This is a genomic window from Fibrobacter sp. UWB2 (genome assembly GCF_002210425.1).
Classification (GTDB): domain Bacteria; phylum Fibrobacterota; class Fibrobacteria; order Fibrobacterales; family Fibrobacteraceae; genus Fibrobacter; species Fibrobacter elongatus.
The window spans coordinates 328,654-343,139 of sequence record NZ_MWQK01000002.1 but is presented as its reverse complement, the minus strand read 5'-3'; the positions used below and the strand labels follow the sequence as shown (position 1 = coordinate 343,139).

Here is a 14,486-nt window from a genome sequence, read left to right as displayed (position 1 = left end):
GACACTGGAGTATAGTCAATGATTAAAGCCAGTATTTACAAACCAATCACCATGCTCATGGTCATCTTGACCGTGGTGGTGTTCGGTCTTTATACCTATTCCATGATGGTGGTGGACTTGATGCCGAAATTCGAAGTCCCCGTGGTTACGGCCACCATCATTTACAAGGGCGCAAACCCTGAAGAAATCGAAACCACAATTATCAAGCCGATTGAAGAACAAGTGGAACTCGTGGACGGTATCGACTACGTGCAGTCCATCTGCTTGGAAAACTACGGCATTATCGTCGCCATGTTCAACATGGGCGTGAACGTGGACGTTGCCGCAAACGACGTGCGTTCCAAGGTAGACCTCGCCTCTGCGGACTTCCCGGACGCCGTGCAGGCTCCGATTATTTCGAAGGTCGATATTAACGGTGCAGCCATCATGGCAATCTCGTTCACCGGTCCTCTAAACTCTACAGAACTCCGCCAGAAAGTCGAAGACGAAATCGAACCGCTCTTCACTTCTGTTTCCGGTGTTGCTAGCGTTGATATTTTCGGTGGTACAACCCGCCAGATTGCCATCGAAGTCGACAAGGAAAAAATGATGGACCGCGGTGTCGATATCGGCACCATGATGGGCCTTTACGGCATGTCCAACGTTAACCTCCCGATTGGTGAAGTTATCGGCAAGCACAAGAACACGTCTGTGCGTACCGCAGGTAAGTTCAAGAACCTCGATGAAATGCGCAACATGGAAATTCCGACGGAAAAGGGAGTCGTCAAGCTCTCTGAAATTGCCGTCGTGAAAGATACCATCGAAACAATTACATCGACTTCCCGCTTTAACGGCATCAACTCAGTCGCACTCGATATCAAGAAGCGCTCCGACGCAAACGTCGTGGAAGTTTCCAGAGGCGTGCTCAAACGCATGGCAGAAGTCAACAAGACTCTCCCGGAAGGCTTCAAGCTCACGCTCATTTACGACAAGTCCGAAGCCGTGAACGAATCTATCGATAACGTTATCCAGAACATCATTATCGCCATCGTACTTACCGCAGGCCTTTTGCTCTTGTTCCTCGGCAAGTTCTCGACGATGATTATTGCAGCTCTCACCATGCCGATTTCCGTGATTGGTGCATTTACACTCATGTACTTTGCAGGATTCGGCATCAACATGATGTCCCTCATGGCTCTTTCGAGTTCTGTGGGTCTGTTGGTGACAAACTCCATCGTTGTGCTTGAAAACATCAACAACAAGCTGAATCTAGGCCTTGATCCGAAGGAAGCCGCCTACAAGGGCACTTCTGAAATCATGATTGCCATCATGGCTTCGACACTTACAAACGTTGCCGTGTTCGTGCCGATTGCATTCATGAAGTCCATCGTGGGTATCTTCTTTAGAACATTCGGTATGACCATGGTGTTTGCAACGTTCGTGTCGCTCCTCGTGACATTTACGCTTACGCCGCTTATGGCAGCCTACTTGTTCAAAGGCAAGAAGAAAGACGCTAACGGAAACATCATCGAAGAAAAGCCAGGCATTGTCGGAACCATTCTTGGTCTTTTCCCGAAGGTTTTGAACGGATTCCGCTTTGTTTACTTGAAGGTTCTCGGTTTCTGCCTTTCTGTTCCGGGTTTCTTAGTCCAGGTTCTCGCTCTTATGGGAACATGTGCTATCGTGTACCTTATGGCTACGCAGTACTTGACCGTTGAACTTACCCCGAGACAGGACCAAGGCATGATGAGCATCAAGCTCGAAATGCCCGTAGGTACGAATATCGAAACGACCGACAGCGTGGCTCATATTATCGAATCCCGCGTCAAGGATATTCCTGAAATTGTCCACTACAGCATGAACGTGGGTGGTTCCAACGGCTTTACGACCGTAAACCAGGCTACCATGCGTGTAAGGCTCTTGAAGGACTGGGAAAAGAAGAAAATGAAAGACTGGAAGGGCAGACATCGCAGTACGGACGAAATCGTCGACTCCATCCGTCCGTACCTCGCCAACATTCCAGACGCCTACATTTCCGTAAAGTCCACCTCCGCCTCTGAAATGCAGAACAACTCCGCTGGCGATGTGGTGCTCGAAGTGAACGGTCTCCATGCAGACTCCGTCATCAAGGCATCTCAAATCGTCCTTGACCGCGTCAAGGAAAAGATTGACGGCATCGTGGATATCAAGACGAGCTATGAAGCCGGTAAGCCTGAAATCCGCTTGGTACCGAATCGTGCAGCACTTGCCGACTACGGTGTAACGCTAGAAACCGTCGCAAATTACAACTACATTGCAGTGAACGGTTTCGAAGCAGGACAATATACCGAAGACGGTGAAGAATACGACGTTTATGTGCGCTTGATGGAAAAGGATAGACAGAGCCATGCCGACATCGAAGACTTGCCAGTCAAGACGCCAAAGGGCTACGTAAGTGCAAGTGAGCTCTTCCACATCGAAGATGGTGCAGGTCCGACACGTATTGACCGTAAGCGCAAGATGAGACGTATTGACGTTTCGATGAACTTGCTCCCGGGACATACGACCGGTGAAATCATGGGCAAGCTCGGAAAGCTCACCGCAGAGATGAAGGACGAACTCCCAGAAGGCATCACGTTCAGCTTCGGTGGTAACGCCGACATGCAGAACGACATGCAGAAGGAATTCTTGACCGCAATCGTGATGGCTATTATCCTCACCTACATTTTGCTCGTCGCCCTCCTCGAAAGCTTTGCCCAGCCGTTCATTATCATGACGACCATCCCGATGGGTGCTATCGGTGTGCTCCTCGCCCTTATCTTTACAGGCAAGGCACTTTCCATGATCGCTCTCATGGCAATCGTTATGTTGATTGGTGTGGTGGTGAACAACGCTATTCTATTGCTTGACGAAGCAAACCGTCTGTTGCGTAGTGGCAGCATGGGACGCCGCTCGGCTATGTTGACCGCCGCCAAGGCTAAGTTCCAGCCGATTGTGCTTGCAACGCTTGCATCCGTGATTGCCCAGCTCCCGCTCGCATTCGCTCTCGGTGGTAACGTTGCCGCCATGACTCAGCCGATGGGTATTGCATCTGTGGGTGGCTTGATTGTGTCCGCAGTGCTTACCATGTTCCTTGTGCCGACATTCTTCTGGCTCCCGAACGCTTTGTTTAGCAAGGTCAAGAAAGGCGCCAAGAAACTCCAGGCCAAGATGAACAAGGCTTAATCAAGTTTCATTAGACAACTCCGCAAAGTCCCCCACCTCGGGGGACTTTTTTTGTTGAATAAGTTCGCCGTTTTGCAAACGGTTGTTTGCAAAATTTGCGTGAAAGTGATTTTTCGAGATTGTTGTTTGTATTTTACGGGGATGAATACAAAAAACTTGTCAAAAAATTGGTGCCAGAAAAACGGGATTGCGATTGTCGAAAGCGCCGGGGAAAGCGCTCAGGAATGCGCCGCACCCATAAAAATCGCCGTACCGAATGCAACCGATGAATTCCTCCTCGAAAAAATCCGTTTTGCCACACAGCAACGCATTGTCCCTGAGCAACACGCCCCTGCCGAAATCAAGATGATGCACAGCCACGCAGAATCAATCGATGACGAAGATTTGCTACAGCATCTCAATCATCTCGAGATTTCACGAAATTCATCTTGGGAATCAGAACCGATTATAAACCTCGTCGATAGCCTTATCATCAAAGCGCTCCAGAAAAAGGCAACCGACATTCACCTAGAACCGTTGGCAGATGCGCTACGCGTGCGCTTTCGCATTGACGGGCTTTTAACGGAATACAGGACATTTCCGCAATGGCTTACCGAACCTGTACTGATTCGCCTCAAAGTCATAGCCAATGTCGATATCACGGAACGCCGCTTGCCACACGACGGGAGTTTTGCCTTTGAAGACTTTCACGAAAAAGTAAACGTCCGCGTGAGTACCATTCCCGTAAACAACGGAGAGAAATGCGTGCTGCGATTGCTCCCAGCAAACGATTCCGCACAAACGCTCGACAGCCTTGATTTTAACGAAACGACACTCCAGGCAATTCGGAAAATTTTCAGCGCTCCGCAAGGGCTGTTCCTCGTTACAGGCCCCACAGGCAGCGGAAAAACCACAACACTTTACGCAGGACTCCGAGAAATCATCCAGCGGAAAATAAACGTCACGACCATCGAAGATCCGGTTGAATACGAACTCCGCGGAGCAAATCAGGTTCCCGTCAACGAGAAATGCGGATTCACATTTGCAGCCGCATTGCGTTCTATTTTGCGCCAGGATCCGGACGTGATTCTCGTCGGAGAAATCCGCGATGCCGAGACCGCACAAATTGCGTTGCAAGCCGCACAGACTGGGCATCTTGTGTTGAGCACGTTGCACACGAACAGTGCAAAAGTTGCGGCGGCGAGACTTCTCGATTTAGGCGTTCAAAAGAGTATCTTGGACGAAGCATTGCTAGGCGTGTTCGCCCAGCGCCTCGTAAGGAAGCTTGATAAAACAGCATCTAGTGAATCTACACCGCAATACAAAGGCAGAACAGTCGTCTGCGAATTGTTACTCCCCAACAACACCTACGCCGACGGCACCATGCAAGAAAACGCCACCCACCTCATCCACCAAGGAATCACCACCGCAGAAGAAATTGAGAGAGTATTAGGATCATAATAATTCTTATTCAGCAAATCAAAAAGCATTGAATCCGTTTAAAGCGAGAATAGTTTATTAAAATAAAAACAGAAGAAGTGAACTATTTCTTAGTTCACTTTTTCCCACCAAACCAATCGTTGATGTCTTCGCCTTCTTTCATCGACATTTTGCCAAATTGATCTACGCCATCACCGAGCACAACCGTGCGGATATTCGCATTCGCAAAAACAGTCTGCAAATACTCCGTGCCACTGCGCCCCGCTTCATCTTTATCTAGGCAAAGCACGACACTCTTGTTTTTAAAGAGCGGGAGCCATTCTGTCTTGAAAGAACGCACGCCCGGGATTCCAATTGCCGCAATGCGTTGTCCCAAGAACGTAAGCGTATCAACCACGCCTTCACAAAGGTAAACCCAGCCAGGCCTTTCGTCAAGCGCCGAAACATTGTACGGGAACGGCACCGTCCCGCGCAAGTTCAGCTCCTTCGGCACAACCGTGCTATCAATTGCGCGCGCCTGAAAATAAAACGACCGGCGTTTGGTATCAAGATACGGGAAAAATAGCGGATGCTTGTAATACCTCAAGTTCCCTTTTTCACTGAAAAGCCCCACGTACTTGAGTACTTCCAAATCATAAGTTTCCTTGAGCTTGTTGTTCAGCGCACCATAATCCGTAATCGTGCGCAAAAGCATCTTGTCCCAAATCGGCTTGTAAATGCGACGGCGTGCAAGGTAGGCAGCCGCAGGCGTCTTGTCGACAGGACTCAACATTTTCAAGAACGAGAGGATAATCTTCTTGCGTTCATCTTCGCTTACAAGCTCTTTTGCAGGCTCGGGAGAGCGGTATTCAAGAGCGGCATCACGGACTGCAGTTTTTGCAACAAGTGCGGCACTTTGTTCTAGCGACACATTCGAAGCAGGAGCTCGATTCGGCATCGTTGATGCAGAGGCGGAACTCGTCGTTGATATGCGATTTTGCGATTGCGGCTTTGCACCACGCAACAGGAATCCGTACGTTTCCTTGAGCCAGTTCAAAGCTTCCAGAAAAGAACAATTCTTGACAAACTGCACAAGCGAAATCACATCGCCACGAACATCATCACAGACCCAGCAGCGGAATGTTCCGCGTTCTTCGGAGAACGATACAGATGGAGTTCTATCACCATGCGCATGGCGTGTCGGGAAAAAGCAACGACAACGGCCACGCACCACCGGAAGGCCTAAATCCATAGCCACCGTCGTAATCGAGAGTGCAGCCTTAAATTGTTTGAGTTCCTCTTCTGTCATTGCACCAAGAATATATATATTTTCGTCATGATTATTCAAGAAAATATACCGATGAGCGAGCACACGTCCTTTAAAGTAGGCGGTCCCGCACGATATTTCATCAAAGCAGAATCCGTAAGCGATATCAAAGAAGCAATCGCATTTGCAAACGAGCACGCGCTCCCGAACTACATTCTCGGTAAGGGCACGAACTTGCTCGTCTCTGATAGCGGATACAACGGCGTCATCATCCAGCTCGGTAAATTTTTCTCGGAAATCACAAATCTTGGTAACGGAAAGATTTGCGCTAAAGGCGCCACACCGCTTGCCCGCCTCGCCCGCTACACAATTAATGAAGGACTCGCAGGCATCCACAAGCTTGCCGGCATACCCGGGAGCCTCGGCGGTGCAATTTACATGAACGCAGGCGCTTACGGTCAAGATGTTTCGCAGACTTGCATTGAAGTCGAAAGCATCGATGCCGCAGGCAATTTGCATACGCGAGCCGCAGCAGATTGCGTCTTCAGCTACCGCCATAGCATTTTTCAAGAACTCGCTACATCTGAAAATGCAGAAACTATTCTTTCTGCCACATTCCAGCTCACACCCGCAACAGAACTTGGCAAGACCGCCAAGGATCTCGAAAGCGAAATGCAGGAATGCATGACAAAGCGCCGCAATTCGCAACCGCTTTCCATGCCCAATGCGGGCAGCACCTTCAAGCGTCTAGATGTCGGCGCCGCCGAAACGCCGACACAAATCGCACCAGGTTACTACATCGAACAGGCGGGATTAAAAGGCTACCGCATAGGCGGCGCCGAAGTGAGCCGAGTGCATGCAAACTTTATCGTAAACGCAGACCATGCCACCGCCGCAGACATCAAATCACTCAGCGAACACGTTCAAAAAATTGTCGCCGAAAAATTCGGCATTAACCTTCACAGAGAAGTGATTCTGCTCGGGAAATTTTAGTATTTTATCCTCAAAAATTTAGGATAAGCTTATGATTTGCCATAAATGCGGAAAAGAATACGAAGACGACATGCCTAACTGCCTTTGGTGCGATGCACCCAACTTGCAACATCCAGCCAACAAGGGCAAGCAATTCACAGAAGCTCCCGCACAAAGCATTTCAACAGAACCCACAGAAACAGAAACCACAGAAGCGCACCCCGCAGGCCTATTCATGTGGAGCGCCGCCATTTTTGCAGCATGCAATCTCGGCTACTTATACATCGCAATCCTCATCACATTTTTCCATAAAAAAGCATTACAAGAAAATAAAGCCCTCGGCCGTTTTTTCGTGGGAATGTTAATCGCAAGCATCGGACTTTACTTTATAACAGCCCCTGTCATCGGAACAATCTGCAGGTCACTCTTAAAAATTAATGAGCTTAATGGAGGTCATTCCTCATCAACTATTTTGCTCGCCTTAAGTGCTCTGTACCCCATCACGCAAGGATTTATCGGAGCCAAGCTACTCAAGTTCTACACGCCAGACTATAAACCCGAAGACTACCGCAAAAAAAGCATCGTGGGTGTCATTACCGCAATCGTTTTGTTTATTATTTGCGCGTTATGCGGTTTTTATACTGACATAGCGCAAAACGGTTCGCAGTTCACACAAATTCTAACGAAAAAATACTAAAAGTCTACTTAACAAGAGGATCGTACTTGTTCAAGATTTTCACAACCAACACGTAAACCGCGCCGCCGATAAATCCACCAAGCGCATCGGCAATCAAGTCATAACCGCTGCAGTCACGGCCTTCCACAAAGCTCTGGTGATATTCGTCCGTGCAACCGTAAGCAAGTGCAATCGCCATAACAATCAGCACCTTGAACCACGGCTTTATAGACCACTCACCACGAGCCCACCACATGCAAAAGCAACCCGCCAAAGTAGCGTATTCGCACGTATGCGCAAGTTTATCCCATACATGCAGAAAGTCTTCGAGTTCATAGGATGTCATCGAAGAAATCTTGAAAATGATAGCCATGCAGAGGATGGCAGGGACTTTTCTAAAAAACGGATACTTGTCAAAGAGCGATTCAAACATGCGCCCAAATTTAGCTTTTGTAAAAGCTATTCGTTCTTGAGCAAGCGCTTGGAGACGACATTTTTGTATTCTTCTTCTGCCGTCATGTCGTTGATTCGGTTACTCTTCTTGCCATCTTCGTAATTTTCGAAGAAGCAATACGTCTCATAGACTTTCCTTGCCTTAATCTTCTTGCCATTTACGAATATGGCATCAATTTCAAAATGGGCAATTCGGTTCTGCTTGAGGCGAATCGGCAATTTAAATGAATTTGTCATCAATTCATCATCTGCAAAGGTCTTTACCACAACACCCTTGCGCTTCACGATAATCTTCTTGATTTGACTCAAGTCCGAGCCCATCAAGCCCGCCACGCTAAAACGGAGCGTCGCCGGGATATCACGCTCTTCGGGCAATACGTGGATACGTTCACGACCAGAACCTTCTATGACAATCGAAGGCTTGAGTTTTTTTGGCTGGACCGTATCCTTAGCAGCCGTAGACTTGCGTTCATTAGCCTTCGTCAAGACTTCCGCCATCTTCGCCGAAACAAAGTTCGTATGCCAGGTATGGCAAATGTATTCCACTTCGCCATTGCTGCAATTCACAACAAAATGCTTCGGACCAAACGCCGTGGAATCCGCCCATTCAAACGTTCGCTTGTAAAGCCCGCTTTCAGGAATCGTATCGACAATTCCGAGCACAGAAACAAAGCTTCCCGGAATAAACAACGCTTCAAGCGTCACACTGGGCTTGCCAATGTATTCATTCAGGACCTTCGGCTTAAACTCAATCTGCGAGCTCTTTATGAAAGCCTCAGCCTTTTTCTTGTAGGCTTCATCAAATTCCTGCAACATCGATTCAAGCTTGTCGAGATTCAGCTTTGCGGCATGCACACCGAGTTCTGCCGCGGCACCCGTTGCAATAGAATCAAGTGCACGAGCCAAGACAAGCGAGCCCGAACTTGCAAGCGATAAAATCTTCACGCCATTCGTATTGGCAATCAACGTCTGTCCACTCTTAATTGGCTGAGCCGTATCGTTACTTACCGACACGTCAAGACGGCCTTCCTTAAGCGAGGTGATTTCCAAGCCATAGACATTTTCGATAAAGCCAGCCGTTCCACGAACTACAGACGAAACATTCTCTGTACGGATTTCGAACTCGTCCTTGACAGCCTGCTTTTGCACCTCGAACAACAACTTTCCATAGCGGAGCGCTACAGTCATTCTTGTTTTCAGTTCATCCGCTTTAGTGACTTCAATAGCCAACTCCGACCGACCATCAGTCTTGAGCGCAGAACCGTCATCAACAGAAATCACAACCGAAGACCCCGCCTCGGTCACAATCGATGATTTTTCATGAACAGATAAGCCAACCTTCAACGACTTAGCATGGCTATCAGCGGTCTTCACATGGGCATCACCCAAAACACTCTGGACAACGCCATTAAACAAAGGCTTTTCGGGAACCGCATTTAACGATTCTTTTTTGGAGGATTCAGAATCGCCACAGGCAGAAAAGGATACGGCAAAAACGAGGGCCAAGCCCAAAAGTCCAACCCTAAAAATCTTTGCCTGATTGTTTCCTACCATGTTTTTTAATCTAGTAATTAAAATTTCAAAAAAGAAATTTACAATCACTTTTCCCCCTCGATTAAAAACAATAATTTGCGTACCGTCACACGTTTTATGAACCACACAAATACGTAACAAAATAAATATAACTAAAAATTCTAAATTTTTACCTATGAAAGCAATTACATTGAAAGCCGGGCGCGATAAATCCGCCCTCCGTTACCACCCGTGGATTTTTAGCGGTGCCATTGATGAAGTTGTTGGCGACCCTGCGCTTGGTGACGTTGTCGAAGTTTACAGCTATCACAGCGATTTTCTGGGCCTTGCGGCCTACTCCCCGAAATCCCAGATCCGTGGCCGTTTCTGGACATTCGGAACCGAAGGTAAAAACGTCAAGATTGACCGAGAATTCTTTAGCGACATTTTGGACCGCGCCATTGCCTCCCGCAAGAGCCGTGGGTTCGATATCCACGACAAGGAATGTGCATTCCGCCTTGTGAACGCCGAAAATGACGGCATTCCGGGTTGCATCATCGACAAGTATGCCGACATCTACTCCGTCGAAATCCTTGCTGCAGGCGCCGAAGTCAATCGCCAGATCATTTACGAATTGCTCGCCGAAAAGACAGGTTGCCGTGGCATTTATGAACGCTGCGATTCCGAAGTCCGCAAAAAGGAAGGACTCCCCCTCCGCACAGGCGTTGTATTTGGCGAAGTTCCGGACGAACCGGTCATCATCAACGAAAACGGAATTCTGTTCCCGATTGACGTGAAGAACGGACACAAGACAGGCTACTACCTCGACCAGCGCGATGCCAGACGTCGCGTGGGCGAACTCGCTCGTGGCAAGAAGATGCTCAACTGCTTCTGCTACACCGGCGGCTTTGGTCTGTACGCTCTCCGCGGTGGCTGTGAAAAGGTTTACCAGGTCGATGTTTCCAAGGACGCGCTCAAGCTCGCCAAGGAAGGCATCATGCGCAACAAATTAAGCACGGCACATGCAACACACGTCGAAGCAGATGTCTTCCAGTACTTGCGCAAGTGCCGCGACAAGGCCGAAACGTTCGACTTCATCGTGCTTGATCCGCCGAAATTCGTCGAAAGCAAGGACAACTTGCAGAAAGGCGCCCGCGGCTACAAAGACATTAATTTACTTGCAATGAAGCTCCTTGCCGAAGGCGGCATGCTCGCTACGTTCAGCTGCTCCGGCCTTATGGAAATGGACTTGTTCCAGAAGATTATCGCCGACGCCGCAGCCGATGCCCACCGTCGCGTGCAGATTATCGAACGCTTTGGACAGCCCGCCGACCATCCCGTGAACACGGCCTTCCCCGAAGGACAATACCTCAAAGGCCTCCTGGTTCAGGTTGTGTAAAAAGAGCGAAAAAGCTTTCAAAAAACTTACTACACAGGTGACAAAGCCTGTGTAGTTTTTTTATAATTTTGCAAGAAGCAAAAAGGTATATGTGGACGGTTTTATAGAGGTTAAAAATGTATTTAGTCACTTACGACATCGGTAATTCCTTTATAAAAGCAACGCTCACAAAAATTGCTAATTCGATTGAATTCGTAGGAGCAACCGTCGTAAGCACACACAGTACCTCGACTTTAGGCGGCAAGGGTGTTGAACAGAGCACCGAACAATGGTGGGATTCCATCTGCCGCAGCACAAAGGACCTCCTTAAAAATTACGGTATTACAAGCGACCAGATCAAGGGCATCAGTTTCTGTTCACAGATGAACGCAACTGTGCTCGTCGACGCCAACGGAAATACTGTACGCCCCCCTATGACGTTCCTTGACAGACGTGCCGACAAGGAATTCAAGGACTACTTCGACCATGGTTTCAAGATCCACGGGCTAAATATCTGGAAGCTCATCAAGGCAATGCGCCACACAAGCATGGTGCCTGTCGGAGCTTACAGCCCCATCTGGAAATACAAGTGGGTGCAAAACAACGAGCCCGAAAAATTCGCTAGAGTCGATAAATTTTTGGACGTTGGCGACTACCTCCTGTACAAGACTACCGGCAGATTCGTCCGCACCGAGGACTCCGCATTTTGCACAGCGCTCAACGATTGCCGCAAGGGACATTCCGGCTGGAGCCATACAATGGCGAAGGCTTACGGCATCAAGGAAAAACACTTGCCCGAAATTGTGCAAAGCACCGACATCGTTGGTCGTATCACCGCAACCGCAGCCGAGCAGATGGGCTTGAAAAAAGGGACTCCCGTCATTGCAGGTGGCGGAGATGTCGCTATGGTTGCCGTCGGCTGTGGCAACACTCAAAATAACCAGACCAGCATCTACTGTGGAACTTCAGGTTCTGTCTGCACGGTCGTCGACCATATCATTCAATTTGCCGACATCATGATGATTGCAGTCAAGGGCCCGAATCCCAGGCAAAAGTATCTGTATGGCGAACTTGAAACCGCAGGCAAGTGCTTTGCATGGGCGCGTGAACTTATCGGCAAGCTAGACAATTCGCAATACAGCTACGAAGAATGCGCATCGCTCGTTTCGAAAGCGGAACCCGGCGCACACGGGCTTTTGTTCACGCCGTTCATGAATGGTTGCAAGACTCCGTTCGAAGACGGAGACATCCGCAGTTCGCTTTCAGGCATTAGCTTGGAAACAACTCGTGGAGACTTGCTCCGAGCTGTCATCGAAGGCATCTGTTTCCACTTCCGCTGGCTCTTGGAATGCCAGGCCAAGAAGTGCAAGATTTCTGACACGATCCGCTTTGCGGGCGGCCTTGCAAGAATCAACATCATGAACCAGATTCTCGCAGACGTCACCGGGCATACGATCGAAACAGTCAAGCATCCGCAGTACGTGGGAGCGCTCGGCGCCGCAGCAGTTGCAGCAATCGGGCTTGGACAGATGAAGTTCGAGGACATCCACAGCTATATCGAGATTACAAACACGTACACGCCGAATCCCGAGAATCACGAGATTTACAACAAGCTCTACAAGAAGTTCCTGGATAAAGTCAAGAGCGACCGAAAGCTTGTGAAAGGATAAATCCTCAAAAAAAAGGAGATGCCCGCCCTTCGACAAGCTCAGGGACCTGAGCGGGCATGACATCTTAAAAATTAATGCCGGGACGAGCCCGGCATAATTTTATACGAAATCTTTCAGTTGTAACTAATAACTAAAGACCATTGACTAATGGCCAATTAGCGCTTGTTACGCGGGAGTTCGCTAGCGTGCTTTTCAAGCCACACAGCGTCTTCGAGAGCGCGTTCAGCTTCGGTCGCCCAGTCAGAATCCGGGAATTCACGGACAACATCACGGTAGCGCGTTACAGCACTGTGGAAGTCACGCATTTCGCGATAGATGTTGCCCATCTGGAGCATCGCAAAGTAGCGTTCGTCCGGCGTGATTTCATTTTCGAGCAAAGCCTTGTACATCTGGAGAGCGGCTTCGTGATAGCCATCCGCATAAAGAGCATTGGCGTTGGCAATGGAATTCGAAGCGGTCGGAGCGACGTCTTCCCTCTGCGGTGCAACGTCAACAGACTTCGACTTGTCGTTCCCGCTCTTCTTAGCTTCTTTCAAGGCCTTGGCTTCGGCTTCCTGCATGGCCTTTTCTTCGGCAGCGGCACTCGCAACAGCGTTGATTTCGGCCAAACGATCTTCAGCAGCCTTGCGGAACTTGGCATCCGGAGCGGCCTTCTTCAAGTATGCAGAGAGATACTTCTTTTCCTGTTCGGTACGCTTGCCCTTCTGGTTGATCTTTGCCAAATAGTAGTTAGCATCGTTACCGCGTTCCTTATAAGAAAGTCCCTTCTTCAAGTTGAACTCGGCCTTGTCGTATTCTCCCATCTCATAACGGGTTAGGCCTGCATAGAAGTAGGCACCGGCATCGCCAGGCTTCTTCGAAAGAACAACTCTCCAAAGCGGAGCGGCTTCAGCATAGCGGCCTTCGGCAAGCAAAGCCTTGCCCTTTTCAAACGGATCTTCAGATGCGGCAGCCGTTGCGGTCGCCGGTTGTGTAGCCTTCGGGGTTTCAACCTTTGCAGGAGCGGCGGTCTTTGCCGGTTCCGCCTTTGCGGCAGGAGCCGTTTGCGCAGGCTGAGCAGTCTTTGCGGGTTCTGCCTTAGTTTCGGCCTTCGGAGCACTTGCTGCAGCAGCCTTACCGCCCTTCATCTTAGCACGTTCGGCATCAGCCTTTGCCTGCTGGCCCATGGCTTCGTAAGCCTTTGCGGCACCTTCGTATGCTTCAGTCAAGCTCGGGTCATAACCATAAGCGAGGCGGAAGTTTGCGACAGCACCCTTATAGTCCTTCATCTTCATGCGAACCTTGCCGGCCGCCATGTAAGCTTCGGTATTCTTCTTATTTTCAGCCAACATGGCACGATATTCACCAAGAGCCTTGTCATACTGACCCTTGGACTCAAAACGGGCACCCTGTTCAATACGGGGGTCTACAGCCCAAGATTGAGACATTCCAACCAACAACGCAAGTGCGATAAAAGACAATTTCTTGTTCATAGCAAAAAATTTAGTAAAAACCATTGACTTTATGACACAGATTGACGATATTACAAGCAGAGACGTGGATAATTTTAATTATCCGCAAAGGAGAAAAAATGAAAATCACAGAAGTTGTCGATAAATACAAACCGGACGAACAGGAGCTCATCATCGAAGCTTACGAACGTGAGGGCGGCGACACCGAAGATGTAGATCTCATCCTCCTTGACCGCATCTGTGCTCGACTTGGACTTGGGCTCGACAACGATGACCTAGACAACGACGACATTGCCGAAGAAGTCAACTTTGACGAATACGGGAGCCATTTCGGGGATGTGTCCGAAAGCGAGGACGAACTGTAAAATCTAGCAGTGACATTTAATGACATAATCTTTATCTATTTTATAAACAGTTAAAGATAAACATTAAGGGTCACTCATGATAAACATTCATTTTCCTAATAGCCCGTCCAAGATTTTTCTTCTTTCGTTGACCGTAGTCGTCTTCGGGCTTTTCGTTTACC

General features: G+C 48.9%; 11 protein-coding genes. 7 read left to right on the top strand and 4 right to left on the bottom strand.

Annotation, left to right across the window (positions count from 1 at the left end; translation table 11 throughout):
- Positions 1 to 18 precede the first annotated feature (18 nt).
- Positions 19 to 3,183, top strand: a complete 3,165-nt coding sequence (locus tag B7982_RS04800; protein ID WP_088659771.1) for an efflux RND transporter permease subunit — start codon at positions 19 to 21, stop codon at positions 3,181 to 3,183.
- A 141-nt stretch (positions 3,184 to 3,324) separates the two neighbouring features.
- A complete protein-coding gene (locus tag B7982_RS04795) occupies positions 3,325 to 4,623 on the top strand; it encodes a GspE/PulE family protein (RefSeq protein ID WP_088659770.1) in 1,299 nt (432 codons plus the stop codon).
- Positions 4,624 to 4,717: 94 nt separating this feature from the next.
- Here B7982_RS04795 and B7982_RS04790 read toward each other — a convergent pair whose 3' ends face one another.
- Positions 4,718 to 5,890 carry a CHC2 zinc finger domain-containing protein gene (locus B7982_RS04790; RefSeq protein ID WP_088660011.1) on the bottom strand — a complete coding sequence of 391 codons (1,173 nt, stop codon included), beginning with the start codon at positions 5,888 to 5,890 and terminating at the stop codon, positions 4,718 to 4,720.
- Positions 5,891 to 5,917: 27 nt separating this feature from the next.
- On the opposite strand from B7982_RS04790, the gene murB reads away from it, so the two are divergent.
- Both murB and B7982_RS04780 read left to right on the top strand, forming a co-directional pair.
- Positions 5,918 to 6,841 (top strand): UDP-N-acetylmuramate dehydrogenase, encoded by a 924-nt coding sequence (gene murB / locus B7982_RS04785; protein WP_088659769.1) that lies wholly within the window; start codon positions 5,918 to 5,920, stop codon positions 6,839 to 6,841.
- A 31-nt stretch (positions 6,842 to 6,872) separates the two neighbouring features.
- On the top strand, positions 6,873 to 7,517 hold the full coding sequence (locus tag B7982_RS04780) for a hypothetical protein (RefSeq protein ID WP_088659768.1): 645 nt from the start codon (positions 6,873 to 6,875) through the stop codon (positions 7,515 to 7,517).
- A gap of 4 nt (positions 7,518 to 7,521) precedes the next feature.
- Here the strand turns inward: B7982_RS04780 and B7982_RS04775 are convergent, their stop codons facing one another.
- Both B7982_RS04775 and B7982_RS04770 read right to left on the bottom strand, forming a co-directional pair.
- Positions 7,522 to 7,929, bottom strand: coding sequence for a VanZ family protein (locus B7982_RS04775; protein ID WP_088659767.1), 408 nt, complete (start codon positions 7,927 to 7,929; stop codon positions 7,522 to 7,524).
- A 26-nt stretch (positions 7,930 to 7,955) separates the two neighbouring features.
- Positions 7,956 to 9,503, bottom strand: a complete 1,548-nt coding sequence (locus tag B7982_RS04770) for a FecR family protein (protein WP_233138376.1) — start codon at positions 9,501 to 9,503, stop codon at positions 7,956 to 7,958.
- Between the two features lie 154 nt (positions 9,504 to 9,657).
- Here B7982_RS04770 and B7982_RS04765 point away from each other — a divergent pair, with 154 nt between their 5' ends.
- Both B7982_RS04765 and B7982_RS04760 read left to right on the top strand, forming a co-directional pair.
- Positions 9,658 to 10,860 (top strand): class I SAM-dependent rRNA methyltransferase, encoded by a 1,203-nt coding sequence (locus B7982_RS04765; RefSeq protein ID WP_073424599.1) that lies wholly within the window; start codon positions 9,658 to 9,660, stop codon positions 10,858 to 10,860.
- A 116-nt stretch (positions 10,861 to 10,976) separates the two neighbouring features.
- Positions 10,977 to 12,509 (top strand): FGGY-family carbohydrate kinase, encoded by a 1,533-nt coding sequence (locus tag B7982_RS04760; RefSeq protein WP_088659765.1) that lies wholly within the window; start codon positions 10,977 to 10,979, stop codon positions 12,507 to 12,509.
- A 155-nt stretch (positions 12,510 to 12,664) separates the two neighbouring features.
- Here the strand turns inward: B7982_RS04760 and B7982_RS04755 are convergent, their stop codons facing one another.
- Complete coding sequence (locus B7982_RS04755) at positions 12,665 to 13,981, bottom strand: lipopolysaccharide assembly protein LapB (protein ID WP_233138375.1); 1,317 nt, start codon at positions 13,979 to 13,981, stop codon at positions 12,665 to 12,667.
- A gap of 98 nt (positions 13,982 to 14,079) precedes the next feature.
- On the opposite strand from B7982_RS04755, the gene B7982_RS04750 reads away from it, so the two are divergent.
- A complete protein-coding gene (locus tag B7982_RS04750; protein ID WP_088659763.1) occupies positions 14,080 to 14,325 on the top strand; it encodes a hypothetical protein in 246 nt (81 codons plus the stop codon).
- Positions 14,326 to 14,486: the final 161 nt, after the last annotated feature.